Source organism: Streptococcus mitis (assembly GCF_019929545.1).
Classification (GTDB): domain Bacteria; phylum Bacillota; class Bacilli; order Lactobacillales; family Streptococcaceae; genus Streptococcus; species Streptococcus mitis_BU.
In genome coordinates this window covers 24,079-37,582 of sequence record NZ_JAHZPT010000016.1, presented here as the reverse complement: position 1 = coordinate 37,582, position 13,504 = coordinate 24,079, and the positions used below count along the sequence as shown (strand labels likewise).

Here is a 13,504-nt window from a genome sequence, read left to right as displayed (position 1 = left end):
ATGTGCCAACTAAATGAGACACATACAGTTGATTTTTTCTTTTGTGATAAGAGTGGAGTTTTTAGAGGTGCCCTTAAAAAATAAGAAAAAATTTAAGCACATTGCTTGTGTAAACTTCTTAATTAATATATAATTAAGAGTAAAAATTTTTTGAAAGGAAATTATGAAAATGTTAAAAGATCTTAAAGCATTTTTGCTTCGTGGTAATGTTGTTGACCTTGCTGTCGGTGTGATCATTGCCTCTGCTTTTGGTGCAATCGTTACTTCACTTGTTAACGATATCATCACTCCACTTATTTTGAATCCAGCCTTGGAAGCTGCGAAAGTACAAAACATCGCTGAGCTTGCTTGGAATGGTGTTACATATGGTAAATTCTTGAGTGCGGTTATCAACTTCCTAGTTATCGGTACTGTTCTCTTCTTTGTAATCAAAGGTATTGAAAAAGCTCAAAGTCTTACTAAGAAAGAAGCTGCTGAGGAAGCTCCAGCTGGTCCAACTGAGTTGGAAGTACTTCAAGAAATCAAAGCCCTTCTTGAGAAAAAATAATCGATTAAAAGGATCTAGCGCAAAGCTAAATCCTTTTTTCTTTACTCTTTCGGTAACTTGCCTGCTTTCTCAAGCATTTTCTTGATAAGATATGGCATCTTAACATTTTCCCGACCTTTTTTCTCAATCAGTTTTTTCACAAATTCTGGCATTTGTAAATCTTCAGATTCAGCCAAAATATTTTTAGTCTCATCTGAAGGAACTAACTCATCAAAGGTTTCTTCTTCTGGGAGAAATTCCTTAAATTCTTGATGTTCATTGGCTCTGACTGTATTGACCAAGGCATCAATCAAACGAGAATCTGTATTTGGCATTGGTGGACGATGATAGTTCACCCCAAATTCCTGACACAAGTCATAACATTCCACATCGTTGTCAAACAAGACTTCAATATGCTCGCTGATGAAGCTGATAGGAACAAAAATATAATGGTCTGGATGTTCTTTCTGCTCTCTAAGATACTCCAAGACATCTGGCTTAATCCATGGAATCCCAATATCACTTTCACTTTGCCAAGTGTTAGTATATTGCTCAGAACTCAAACCTAGTTTTTCAGCGACTAGCTTGCTATTTTCAAAAATTTGATCGATATAAGGATCACCAAAATCCAAGGCAAAAATGGGGACACTGTGAGCTGAAAAGATGACTTTAAAGCTATCCTGCTTTACTTCTTCTTTTAAAATTTTAGCAATTTCATCTGCCCAATAGTTTAAGAGCGCTTCTTCTTGATACCAATCCTTAATAACTAAAAATTGAATTTGCTTGCTTTCTAAAAATTTCTCGTATCCCATGACAGAGTAAAAAGAATAATGAGGCTCCAAAATCAAGCAAATACACTGCTCGATTCCGTCTGCTTCCATCTGACTTATCACATCTGGAATAAAGGGTCTAGAAAACTTATTAGCAAAATAAACACTATACTCATTCCCCAGCCTAGCTTCTACCAAAGCAACCTCTTCTCGGGTAATTTTTTGCAGAGGTGTGCCTCCAATAAGTACATAATTATCATAGAGTGTTTGAATCTCGTGGTCTTGAGGTCTCACTCCGCGACGAATATTTGTGAAAAAATCAGCTACACCTTCAAAGGTAATCTCTTCTGGCGAACCAAAGGTCATCATTAAAATTGCTTTTTTCATAACTGCTTCCTTGTGATATTTTTATCAAATTTATTTTATCATGAATCCACTGATAAGTAAACGCCAACATAGCGAATTTCCCTAACTTCTGTCTTTTGTTTTTCTCTTCTTTCTATGATACAATGGAAAAAATGAATTCAAAAGGAGTTTTTTATGACTTATCCCAATCTCTTGGACCGTTTCTTAACCTATGTTAAGGTCAACACGCGCTCTGATGAACACTCTACTACTACTCCAAGTACACAGAGTCAGGTTGACTTTGCGACAAATGTCCTAATTCCTGAAATGAAACGTGTTGGATTACAAAATGTTTATTATCTACCAAATGGTTTTGCTATTGGAACTTTGCCAGCCAACGATCCGTCTTTAACACGAAAAATTGGCTTCATCTCTCACATGGATACTGCTGATTTTAATGCCGAAGGAGTTAATCCTCAGGTGATTGAAAACTACGATGGTGGTTTGATTGAACTTGGAAATTCTGGTTTCAAACTCGATCCAGCTGACTTTAAGAGTCTTGAGAAATATCCAGGACAAACACTCATCACAACAGATGGAACAACCTTACTAGGAGCTGATGACAAGTCAGGTATTGCTGAAATTATGACAGCTATTGAATATCTGACTACTCATCCTGAAATCAAACACTGTGAGATTCGTGTTGGTTTTGGTCCAGATGAGGAAATCGGTGTTGGTGCTAATAAATTTGATGCAGAAGATTTTGATGTTGACTTTGCCTACACAGTTGATGGTGGTCCATTAGGTGAGCTTCAGTACGAGACCTTCTCAGCAGCTGGGGCTGAATTGCATTTCCAAGGACGCAATGTCCACCCTGGTACTGCCAAAGGTCAGATGGTTAATGCTCTTCAGCTAGCAATTGATTTTCATAATCAACTTCCAGAGAATGACCGACCTGAGTTAACGGATGGTTACCAAGGTTTCTATCATCTTATGGATGTGACAGGTAGTGTCGAGGAAGCGCGTGCTAGCTACATCATTCGTGATTTTGAAAAAGATACCTTTGAAGCGCGTAAAGCAGCCATGCAGTCTATCGCTGATAAAATGAATCAAGAACTTGGTAGCGACCGTGTCACACTAAACTTGACAGACCAGTACTACAATATGAAAGAAGTTATTGAAAAAGATATGACTCCAATTACCATTGCTAAGGCCGTTATGGAAGATTTAGGTATCACGCCTATTATTGAACCAATTCGCGGCGGGACAGACGGCTCTAAGATTTCCTTTATGGGAATCCCAACCCCTAATATCTTTGCTGGTGGCGAAAATATGCACGGACGTTTTGAATACGTTAGCCTTCAGACTATGGAACGTGCAGTTGATACCATCATTGGTATCGTAGCTTATAAAGACTAAAAAGACGAGGTAGCTCAGCTACTTCGCCTTTCTTTTTATTCTGCTGGTTTTTCTTGATTTCCAGTACTTGTTGTAGATTCTGTTGTTTCCTTTTCTGAAGATGATTCAGCAGGTTTAGAATCTGTTGTGTTGCTTGGTTTGTTTTCGTCACTTGCAGTTTCACTATTTGATTCTGCAGCTACGTTTGGTTGGTTCTCAGCACTGGTCTTATCACCATTTGCTTCGGCATTTGTTGCTGGAGTTGCTTCTTCACTCGCACTTGATTTTGACTTGATTTCTTGATTCAAGACTAGAATAGCTTTTGTCAATTCAAGTAAAGCAGCTTTATCCTTACTCTTAGCAGAAAGTTGATCTAGTAATGCATCCACCTTATCAAAGTCGGCATCAGAACCCTTATTGTTTTCTAAGTAAGCGTGAAGCGACATGAGAATATCGTAAAGTTTTTGATAGAGTACTAGTGTCTGAGGGTCTTGCTCAGCATTTTCCTTTTCTTGTTGAAGGGCGCTAGCGATACGAGTCAAGATATCTTTCACCTGACTATTTACTTCATCCAAATCTGCATCAGCCTTGTTTGTGGCAGCTTTGAGATTTTCTACTTCTTCTGCTAAGGATTGTCTGATTCCTTCTTCTTGGATTTGCTCTAAGAGTTGAGTTGCCTTGCTCAAGAGATTTTCTACTTGTTCCTTGCTAACATGATTGACATGCTCTTCAGGCATAAAGTCTCCGTACAATTCTTTCAAGAAGCCATAAATAGCTGTCTTGGCAGTTTGATTATCTACTTTTTCAGTATCTAGAACAGTCTGAGTCGATTTAGCAGTAGTTGGTTGAGCTTTCAAAGCTTCTTCCACTTCTTGTTTTGCTTGATAGATGCTTGGGAATAATTTGTTCAATTCTGCTGCCTTAAGGAAGGATTGAGATTGATACAAGGTCCAAGTCAACTGAGCTACTTTGATTCGAAGTTCATCACTCAAACGACCGTCATTTACGTGTTCGTAGAAATACTTGATATATTCTACAGTTGTAACACCTGTCCGGTCATTAAAGTCTTGAAGAGCTTGCAGTTGTGATTCAACCGATGCTAAACCAGCCTCATCTTTAGCCAACTTAGCTTCTTGGAGTCGAACGAGAAGGTCTTTCTTAGGAAGTCCATAAGTGTCCGTATCCAGAGTATTGATTTTATCAATCAAGGCCTGATATTTCTTATCTAAAGCACTTGTTTCAACAGGTTTAATACTTTCATCAATATGGATATATTGCTTATCAAAGAGATCAAGGGTTGCAAGATAACCTGCTGTAGAGTTAGTTGCCAGTTTCTTCATGTTTTCAGTAAACTGACCTAAGGCTAACTCAATCTGTCTTTGTTCAATAGGCTTGTCTTTGTAGATACTTCTGCTATCAGCTAGAAGTTGATCTACTTTTTCCAAGACTGCCTTCTCATCAAAAGCTCCAGGTTGATAATTGGATTGTAGGGCTGGAATCTTGTTTTTCAAAGCAACCTCATAGCCCTTCGTTTGAACCTTGATGTAGTGATTGTGGTCGCCATGAGGAATCACAAAACTACCATTTTCTACCTGTAAGCTATACGGAGACACGCCATCTCTCAAAGCAGTCGTATAGAGTTCGTTTAGGAAATCAAGTTCTGGATTGCCAGTTTGGAGTGGCAAACGAACATGTTCCTTACGAACAGCATATGGGTGGATATGAGTTGGATCGTAGGCTTGGTCTGGATTTCCAAAAACAAAGAATCCGTTTGAAATTCTAATCGCTTCAAGTGGAACGCCGTATGTCTTCGAAATATAAGCAATCTTTTCTTCATCGCTAGCATCTCTTGAGAAAGACTCTACCGTTTTAGCAAGAGGTTTTACAGGCTCTGCATCATGATGTGTTTTCAAATGATCCTGAGCTGCCTTGACTTGATCAGCTGTCAAATTCTTCTTGAAGAAGTAATGATTATGGTCTCCGTGACTCATGACAAAACCTTGCTCATCCTCACTGATGACACGATTAGCATCAAAACCGTGATCATGGTCTTCATCATGATGGTGTCCATGATGATCTTCATCGTGATCGTCATCATGAGCTGGATTTGGTGTTGCTGTATTTGCCCCTTTCAAGTGGTCTTGTGCGGCCTTGATTTGATCAGCAGTCAAAGCCTTCTTGAAGAAGTAATGATTGTGGTCACCGTGACTCATGATAAATCCTTGCTCATCCTCCGCAATAATACGATTAGCATCAAAGCCGTGATCATGGTCATCATCATGATGGTGTCCATGATGATCTTCATCGTGATCGTCATCATGAGCTGGATTTGGTGTTGCTGTATTTGCCCCTTTCAAGTGGTCTTGTGCGGCCTTGATTTGATCAGCAGTCAAATCCTTCTTGAAGAAGTAATGATTATGGTCGCCGTGACTCATGATAAATCCTGAGTCATCTTCAGCAATAATACGATTGGCATCAAAGCCGTGCCCATCTTCTTCATGTTCCTCATGTGAAGTTCCTGGATTGATTGGAAGAGATGGCGAAGGTGTTGTTAGACCATTATTTGGAAGAGTCGGTTGACCAATTTGATTCGACTTAGGAATGTAATGGAAATGATCACCATGTCTTACAATATAAGCTGTGGCTGTTTCTTCAACGATATCTTTTGGATTAAAGATATAACCATCAGATGTTGAAGAAATTTCCTTATTTAACGTTGAAGAAGCATTATTCAATATAGATGGATTACTTGGAATATTTCCTAGACTAGACGCTACTTCATGAGGTTTTTCATTTGTAGAAACTGTCGAACCAGTTCCACCGATAGGCACCATTCTAGCAATCTTTTCTTCTAAAGGAGATAGCTTGCTGTAAGGAATAAAGTGATAATGGTCACCATGCGGAATCGCAACTCCATTTGGTGTCCGACTGATAATCTTAGCAGGGTCAAAGACCAGACCATCTGATTCACTGTAACGTTTGTCGCTAGGTGAATCGTAGAGTTCTTTCAATAAACTTTGGAGATTTTCAACTTTGCTTTCTGGCTTGCTAGTTGAGCCTTGTGCCACAGATTGCGTGTTATTGTCACTAACTGCTGAAGAATAGCTTAGCTGACTTGGTTGCGTATTTTTGCCAGCTAAATGAGCTTTTGCTGCTGCTAATTCACTAGCAGACAAATCACTTTTTGGAATATAGTGGTAGTGACCTCCGTGAGGAACTATATAAGCATCACCAGTATCTTCAATAATATCAGCTGGATTAAAGACATAACCATCATCTGTCGTATAGCGTCCCTGAGACCTTGCTACAGCAACATCAGAGCTGACCTTCTCATTATCTTTGACGTGTTCTTGTTTTTGACGATTGATTTCATCCTTAGTTCGAACATTATCAGCATGAGCTACATCTTTCAGATAGACATAATATTTTCCATCAACCTTAATGATATAACCACCCTTGACCTCATTAACAATATCAGCGTCTTTAAGTTGATAATTAGCATCCTTCATCAGAAGTTCTTCACTGAAAATCGCATCATAAGGAACTTTCCCATTATAGTAATGATAGTGGTCACCATGTGAAGTCACATAGCCCTGATCTGTAATTTTGATGACAATTTGCTCAGCCTGAATTCCTTCTTTTTGACTGACCTGATCTGGTGTCAAGTTTTCAGTTTTCTGACTTGACTGACTGCCATCCACATAAGAGACACGATTATTGTCCTTATTTTCCTGCGAGCGATGCTGGTTCAGTGCATAGGCGCAAAGACTCAAGGATACGATAACAGCTGATCCGGCTGCAATATACTTTTTACTGAATTTCATAAATCCCTCATTTCAATAAATGATGAAGCTTTTCTTAACTTCTTTTTCTCGGTTAAACAGTTTTTCTAAACTGGTTATTTAACCAATTAATTAACCAGTAAATAGTTTACCTTTTTTAAGTTTATCTGTCAAGATTTTTATGTCATTTTAAAAAAATAAAAGCCAGTATTGCTACTGACTCTTACATCATATTGATTTAATAGGATAAACTTATGCTTCTGGTTTCGTCGTAACTGACTCACTACCTTTTAACAAAGCAAGTAGTTTCTCTGCTTCTGCCATGATGCCATTATTATCCATGGTTTGAAGACTCAGATTATTTCGTAAACCAGATAGGCTCTCTGTCACATTGTCTTTCAAACTAGCATCCGTTACTTTAGCAAGTAGAGCTTCTACTTCTTTGAGTTTGGCTTCTACTTTTTCGGTTTCTACTTGAGGTACTTCAGCTTCGTCTGTTGTATCTTTAGATACTTCTTCTGTCTCGTCTTCATCAGTGCTCGGTTTATAAAGATTATCTACTGAAGGGGTTGAACCTGTATGATTTTCTTTTTCATTGAATTCAGGACGAGTTGACTCGTCTGATTCATGACGATCTTCCTTATCTTCATCAGATTTACTGTCTTGGTCTGCCTTATTTTTACGAACATGGTCGCTGGCATTTCCCCAACCATTATCTGAGTGAGGACGTTCTTCAGGATGTTCAACGTAATATTTTACAGTCGCAAAGAGATCCTCCAGGCTATAACCCTTAGGTGCTTCATAGAGTCCTTCATCAAACCAACCAAATTTAATGTTATGGTAATGGTCGTAATGAGGTATAATTAAGCTACCATTTTTTACTTCAACAGTATGTTGTAGATTGTAAGGAATATGATCAAGTGGGACCTTCTTAGCTGCTTTCACTTTATTATAAATTGCTTCTACTCCTTTAACCTCAGTATTTCCTGAACCCTGATTCTCTGTTGAAGGAGGTGTCAAACCTTTCTCTTTAGCATAAGCCTGGGCTGCTACTCTTTCAGCTTCAGACAAGCTCTCTTTCTTAATCCAATGACTATGGGTCATATGCGGAGTTACATAAGCATCTCCCTCATCACTGGTAATATCACGAATGTCAAAGATATACCCATCTTCTGTTGTATACTTACCTGCTAATTTCGCTAATTTAATTTCAACATCTGTATAAGCAATTTGAGCATTTGGTTTTCCGAGACGTTCTGGATGGGTAATTGGTGCTAAGAATGACAATAAATCATCTACCAATTTTCCTTTATTAGAAGATTCATCATTCAAGCGTTCTGCTAATTTGTCTAAGGCTTGGAAATCAGAAGTACGACCCTTATTTTCAGACAAGGCTTTATGAGCCTCGGCCAATAAATTATATGCTTTATCATAAAATTCTTGGTCACGAGGAGCGACATTTTCTTTCTTCGCAACTAGCGCATGTGTTTCTTGAGTTTTCTTAGACAAGAGATTTTCAATAGTATCAATCTTATCCTTAGCCAAGTCTTTAGCTAGAACATAACGACTGACTCCCTTATCCTCGAAAATATAACCGTCGCCAACTTTTCTAACAACCTGGTTGACATCAAGTTCAGTCGGTTTATTTTCCGCTGGCGCTTGAGCTTTGGTAGTAGGCGCTGGCTTCAGTGGAGTAACGCTTGGCAAAACACTGCCATTTTGTCCCTTGACAGCTATCATACGAGCCAATTTTTCTTCCAAAGGTGACATTTGTGAATAAGGGATAAAGTGATAATGGTCTCCGTGAGGCACTGCAACACCATTAGCTGTACGTTTGATGATTTGTGCCGGATCAAAGACTAGTCCATCCGATTCCACATGGCGTTCTGACAAAGGTTTGGCATACAATTCACTTAAAAGTGTTGAGATATCTTCCCCTTGATTTTGATGATATGTTGGGGTGACAGTCAGGTTTGGAGTCTCTGTCAAACTTGGTTGGGCTGGTTTAGCATTATCACTACTTGGTTTACTTGAGCTTGTAGAAGAATGAGAACCCTGTTTACCATTCCAATAAGCTTGGGCTGCAGCCAATTCTCCTGCTGACAAATCACTCTTAGGTATATAGTGAAAATGATTGCCGTGCGGTACAACAAAAGCGTCACCTGTATCTTCAATCACATCTGTCGGACTAAAGACATATCCATCATCCGTTGTATAGGCACCTCCAGTTCCTCGATTCGGTGCCTGCGTATTGAGATTAAAGTTTGGTTTAATGGTTGAACTTGGTGTTGAACTTGGTTTCTCAGAACTGCTTTGTTTCGGATTATCAGTATGACTTTGAATTGGCTGACCTCCAATTGGCAGATTTCGAGCCAATTTTTCTTCCAAAGCAGACATTTGTGAATAAGGAATGAAATGGAAGTGATCCCCGTGAGGAACCGCCACACCATTTGCTGTACGTTTTGTAATCTGTGCTGGGTCAAATACTAATCCATCAGACTCCACATGACGTTGGCTAAGTGGCAAAGCGTACAATTCTTGAAGGAGACTAGCTAAATTCTCACTTGGGCTCTCCAGAGCTGTAGCAGAATCTTGAGGAGCCTCAGATTGACTCATTCTCACACTAGATCTTGTTTCAGCTCTGCTTGAACGATATTCAACCGTACTTAATTGGCCACCTTTTCCAGATAAGAAGGCTTGGGCAGCAGCTAATTCACTGGCAGACAAATCACTCTTCGGAATATAGTGGAAGTGATTGCCATGAGGAACGATATAGGCATCACCCGTGTCCTCAATGATATCAGATGCATTAAAGATATACCCATCATCCGTTGTGTAGCGTCCTTGGGCTCTGGCTGCAACAACTGCCTGATCGTTAGAACTGTCTCCATGATTACTACTATGTTCCTGCTTCTGACGTTTAATCTCTTCTTTTGTCCGAATATTGTCCGCATGGGCGGCATCCTTGAGGTAAACATAGTATTTCCCGTCTACCTTAATCACATAGCCACCCTTGATTTCATTGACAATGTCTGAATCCTTCAACTGATAATTCGGATCTTTCATCAGCAGTTCTTCACTGATGATAGCGTCAAAAGGAACCTTGCCATTATAGTAATGATAATGATCTCCATGAGAGGTCACATAACCTTGATCCGTAATCTTGATAACAATTTGTTCGGCGTTGATTCCCTCTCTCTTACTGACTTCATCTGGTGTCAAGTTCTCTGCTTTTTGACCAGCCTGATCACCATCTATATAAGCTACTCGATTAGAATCTTTCTTAACTTGACCAGCTTGGTAACGACCAAGTTCATAGGAACAAACACTTAGTGCAAGAACTGCCACTGAACTCGCTACATATTTTTTATTGATTTTCATTTTTGCCTCACTTTAATTCTTCAGCTAATACACTCATATTTTCTTCAAGATTTTCTAAATAGGTCTTGTCATTTTGTGGATCTGCCTCTAAAGGATTCAGAGTTTTAAGACCCACACCCGTTGATTTGACAAGAGTTTCAGCTACTTTTGAAGAAGCATTACTTTCTGTAAAAATCGTCTTAACCTTATAGGTCTTAACAAATTCCTGAATTTCTGTTAGTTGTCTTGGACTTGGTTCTTGTTCAGGAGAGATACCTGCAATACCAAGCTGATTAAGTCCAAATCGTTTAGCAAGATAAGAAAAGGCTGTATGTTGTGTTACAAATGTCTTCTGACTCGCTTTTTCAAATTTAGGCTGGAATTTCTGAGTTAATTCTTGAGCTTTTTTGATAAAGGCTTGCGCATTTTTTTGATAAGTTTCTTTGTGTTCACTATCAACTTCTGAAAGTTTATCAGCGATAATCTGAGCTTCTTCGCCAGCTTTTTCAGGATCTAACCATGTGTGAGGATCATAAAGCGTTTTTTCATCAACTCCATCACCTGCTTCCACATCTTCTAGCCCTGGGACGCGGTCTAAGGTCATTCCTTCAGAAGCCTCTAAAACCTTAACTTTGGATTTTTTTAGATTGGGATCCAGACTTCCTGCCCAAGATTCGAGCGTATGCGAATGGTAAACAAAGACATCTGCATCATAGATGGCTGCAATATCATTTGCAGAAGGTTCAAAGGAGTGAATTCCGCTACTTGACTGAATCATTCGAACATCATTCAAGTCACCAGATACTTCCTTAACCATAGCATAGATAGGATAAAAACTAGTTACAATTTTCATCCCTTTCCCTGTCTGACTTTCCTTCTGCCCACAAGCACCTATACACAAAAGAAAGATACTTAACAATACTAAAAATAAACTTTTTTTCTTCATAGATAACTCCTTAACTATTTAATTAACTGGTAAACATTCTACTCCTAAAAATTTAATCTGTCAAGCTATTTTTAGAAAAAAATTGAAATTTCTTTCACATATAAAAATCTGCTGAGTTTCAATAACTCAACAGATTCTCACTTTATATACTCAATGAAAATCAAAGAGCAAATTAGGAAGCTAGCCGTAGGTTGCTCAAAACACTGTTTTGAGGTTGTAGATAAGACTGACGAAGTCAGTCACATATATACGGCAAGGCGAAGCTGACGTGGTTTGAAGAGATTTTCTAAGAGTATTATTCTTCTATGGTAGAATGCTTACAGCCATAAGTAAAGTAAATGATACTTCCTACTAACAATGCAACTAGGAAAGCAATCCAAGTTTCCATATTATACTGCAACATAAAGGATAGACAAATGATGATTGATAAAATTGGTAATAAGGGTACCAGTGGTGTTTTAAATTCTCCTGCTTTGGGCATTCCTTTTTCTTTCCGTAAGCGAATCAGACCATAAGCCAGCATGATCAAGTAGGCCAAGGTACAAATATTTAAGAAGGCTGCGATACTAGCAAGAGGGAACATTCCTGCTGCTACTGCTGAAGCTAGACCTGTCAAGATAGTAGCATTTTTGGGTACCTTGCTTGTTTTGGTCAGTTCTTTAAAGGTAGCAGGCATCAAGCCGTCACGCGCTAAACTGTAAATCATACGCGAGAGGGCATAGGTCATCGAGATACAAACCGTAATCAAGGTCAAGATAGCCACTAATGACACATAATTAGCTGCCCAACTAATCCCAACGCTACGAAGGGCAAAGGCAACGGCATCGTCGACATTTAGATGACTATAGTGAACCACACCAGTCAAAACAAGAGTCACCAAGGCATAAAGAATGGTTACGATAGAAAGCGATAAGACAATCCCTCTAGGAATATTTTTTTGAGGAGTCTTGACTTCATCTACAGCCATAGAGATGGATTCAAAGCCCAAAAAACCAAAGAACATCAAGGACGCACCAGCCATAATACCAGTACTGGCACCATAGATTTGTCCAAAACCATAAGGAGCAAAATTGCTCCAATTATCAAGTTTAATATGCCAAATTCCTACTAAAACAAAGAGAGCTAAAGCGGAAAATTTCAAAATCACTAGAATAGAATTAAAGCGTAAGGCTGCCTTGGCATTTAGTAAAACAAGCGAAGTAACTAGAACCAAGACAAGAATAGGAAATAAATCAACAAATGTCCCTGCTTGAGGATTAAAGGTACCATTTAAAGCCTGAGGAAGGGCTATCCCGTATTGAGAGAGCAACCCTTTAAAATAAGCTGCCCACCCCGAAGCCACACCTGATATGGCTGTCATGAACTCCATCATGGTTAACCAACCTGCCAACCAGGCTGGGAATTCTCCTAAAATAGCATAGAGATAACTGTAGGCACCACCTGTAGCAGGTACTCGTGAAGCAAATTCTGCAAAAAAGAGAGCTGATAATCCCACACATAAGGCAGAAATGACAATTGAAATCACTAGGGCTGGACCAGCAAGTGTTGCAGCTGCAGTACCAGTAATTGTAAAGACGCCTGTCCCTACCATGGCTCCGATACCCAGCAAAATCAAATCCCATAACTTCAAATGCCTGTGCATCTCTGTTTTATCCAAACTAACATTCTTTGTTCTAAATATATTCATCTTTGACTCCAAAATAAAATGATGATTCTATTTTACCATAAATATAGGATATTTGTGAATATTTATAAAATGTTTTCCTAAAAAAATCTGACTACTCTCTTGTAATCAGATTTTTATCTATTCTAGTTCATTTCTTTAAAGGCTGCTTCTGCATCCGCATTGCTGATAACACCAAATTGAATCTTCCCAATCTTTCCTTGACTGTCAATCAGGTATTCTGTAGGAATGCTTCGAATTTGATAAGCTTGGAATGTAGTTGCTTTTGTGTCATAAAGAACTGGGATATCCTTATAACCTTGATCTTGGAACCATTGTGGGAATTGCTCGACAGTTTTTTCACCTTGAATTCCTGGTGCAATGACACTAAGAATTTCAAAATCACGATCTGGTTTCGCCGCTAATTCCATCAACTCAGGCATACTTTTCTTACATGGACCACACCATGAAGCCCAAAACTTCAAGTAGACTTTTTTCCCCTTATAATCAGATAACTTAACTTCTTTACCATCCATAGATTGCAAGGTGAAGTCTGGAGCCTCTTTCCCAACAGCAATTTGTTGTACAGGCGTTTGTTGCTGCTGTTTTGGGGCTTGTTGTGGTGCTTGAGTCTTTTTAGTCTCTTCCTCACCACAGGCCATTAATACGACTAACGACAAGAGGCTTAAGCCAGCAAACATTACTTTTTTCATT

General features: G+C 39.0%; 8 protein-coding genes. 2 read left to right on the top strand and 6 right to left on the bottom strand.

All coding sequences use genetic code 11. The features are described 5' to 3' along the window. The first annotated feature begins 169 nt into the window (after nucleotides 1–169). Complete coding sequence (gene mscL, locus K1I71_RS05980; protein ID WP_004262437.1) at nucleotides 170–547, top strand: large conductance mechanosensitive channel protein MscL; 378 nt, start codon at nucleotides 170–172, stop codon at nucleotides 545–547. Between the two features lie 41 nt (nucleotides 548–588). Here the strand turns inward: mscL and hemH are convergent, their stop codons facing one another. Beyond that, complete coding sequence (gene hemH, locus K1I71_RS05975) at nucleotides 589–1,683, bottom strand: ferrochelatase (RefSeq protein ID WP_223330465.1); 1,095 nt, start codon at nucleotides 1,681–1,683, stop codon at nucleotides 589–591. Between the two features lie 153 nt (nucleotides 1,684–1,836). Here hemH and pepT point away from each other — a divergent pair, with 153 nt between their 5' ends. Continuing rightward, complete coding sequence (gene pepT, locus K1I71_RS05970; RefSeq protein WP_223330464.1) at nucleotides 1,837–3,060, top strand: peptidase T; 1,224 nt, start codon at nucleotides 1,837–1,839, stop codon at nucleotides 3,058–3,060. 35 nt (nucleotides 3,061–3,095) lie between these two features. Here pepT and K1I71_RS05965 read toward each other — a convergent pair whose 3' ends face one another. From K1I71_RS05965 to sdbB, 5 genes are all read right to left on the bottom strand, one after another. Next, a complete protein-coding gene (locus K1I71_RS05965) occupies nucleotides 3,096–6,863 on the bottom strand; it encodes a pneumococcal-type histidine triad protein (protein WP_223330463.1) in 3,768 nt (1,255 codons plus the stop codon). A 210-nt stretch (nucleotides 6,864–7,073) separates the two neighbouring features. Beyond that, a complete protein-coding gene (locus K1I71_RS05960; protein WP_223330462.1) occupies nucleotides 7,074–10,202 on the bottom strand; it encodes a pneumococcal-type histidine triad protein in 3,129 nt (1,042 codons plus the stop codon). Nucleotides 10,203–10,209: 7 nt separating this feature from the next. Further along, entirely contained in the window at nucleotides 10,210–11,127 is a 918-nt protein-coding gene (gene adcAII, locus K1I71_RS05955; RefSeq protein ID WP_223330461.1) for a zinc-binding lipoprotein AdcAII, read from the bottom strand. Nucleotides 11,128–11,422: 295 nt separating this feature from the next. Further along, nucleotides 11,423–12,814, bottom strand: a complete 1,392-nt coding sequence (locus tag K1I71_RS05950) for an APC family permease (protein ID WP_223330460.1) — start codon at nucleotides 12,812–12,814, stop codon at nucleotides 11,423–11,425. A gap of 122 nt (nucleotides 12,815–12,936) precedes the next feature. Then, on the bottom strand, nucleotides 12,937–13,503 hold the full coding sequence (sdbB, locus tag K1I71_RS05945) for a thiol-disulfide oxidoreductase-associated lipoprotein SdbB (protein WP_223330459.1): 567 nt from the start codon (nucleotides 13,501–13,503) through the stop codon (nucleotides 12,937–12,939). Nucleotide 13,504 lies beyond the last annotated feature (1 nt).

What these genes read in the sequence shown, in the direction of transcription:
- mscL (WP_004262437.1), top strand. Translation starts at nt 170, where the DNA reads ATGTTAAAAGATCTTAAAGCATTTTTGCTTCGTGGTAATGTTGTTGAC.
- pepT (WP_223330464.1), top strand. Translation starts at nt 1,837, where the DNA reads ATGACTTATCCCAATCTCTTGGACCGTTTCTTAACCTATGTTAAGGTC.
- K1I71_RS05960 (WP_223330462.1), bottom strand. Translation starts at nt 10,202, where the DNA reads ATGAAAATCAATAAAAAATATGTAGCGAGTTCAGTGGCAGTTCTTGCA.
- adcAII (WP_223330461.1), bottom strand. Translation starts at nt 11,127, where the DNA reads ATGAAGAAAAAAAGTTTATTTTTAGTATTGTTAAGTATCTTTCTTTTG.
- hemH (WP_223330465.1), bottom strand. Translation starts at nt 1,683, where the DNA reads ATGAAAAAAGCAATTTTAATGATGACCTTTGGTTCGCCAGAAGAGATT.
- K1I71_RS05950 (WP_223330460.1), bottom strand. Translation starts at nt 12,814, where the DNA reads ATGAATATATTTAGAACAAAGAATGTTAGTTTGGATAAAACAGAGATG.
- sdbB (WP_223330459.1), bottom strand. Translation starts at nt 13,503, where the DNA reads ATGAAAAAAGTAATGTTTGCTGGCTTAAGCCTCTTGTCGTTAGTCGTA.
- K1I71_RS05965 (WP_223330463.1), bottom strand. Translation starts at nt 6,863, where the DNA reads ATGAAATTCAGTAAAAAGTATATTGCAGCCGGATCAGCTGTTATCGTA.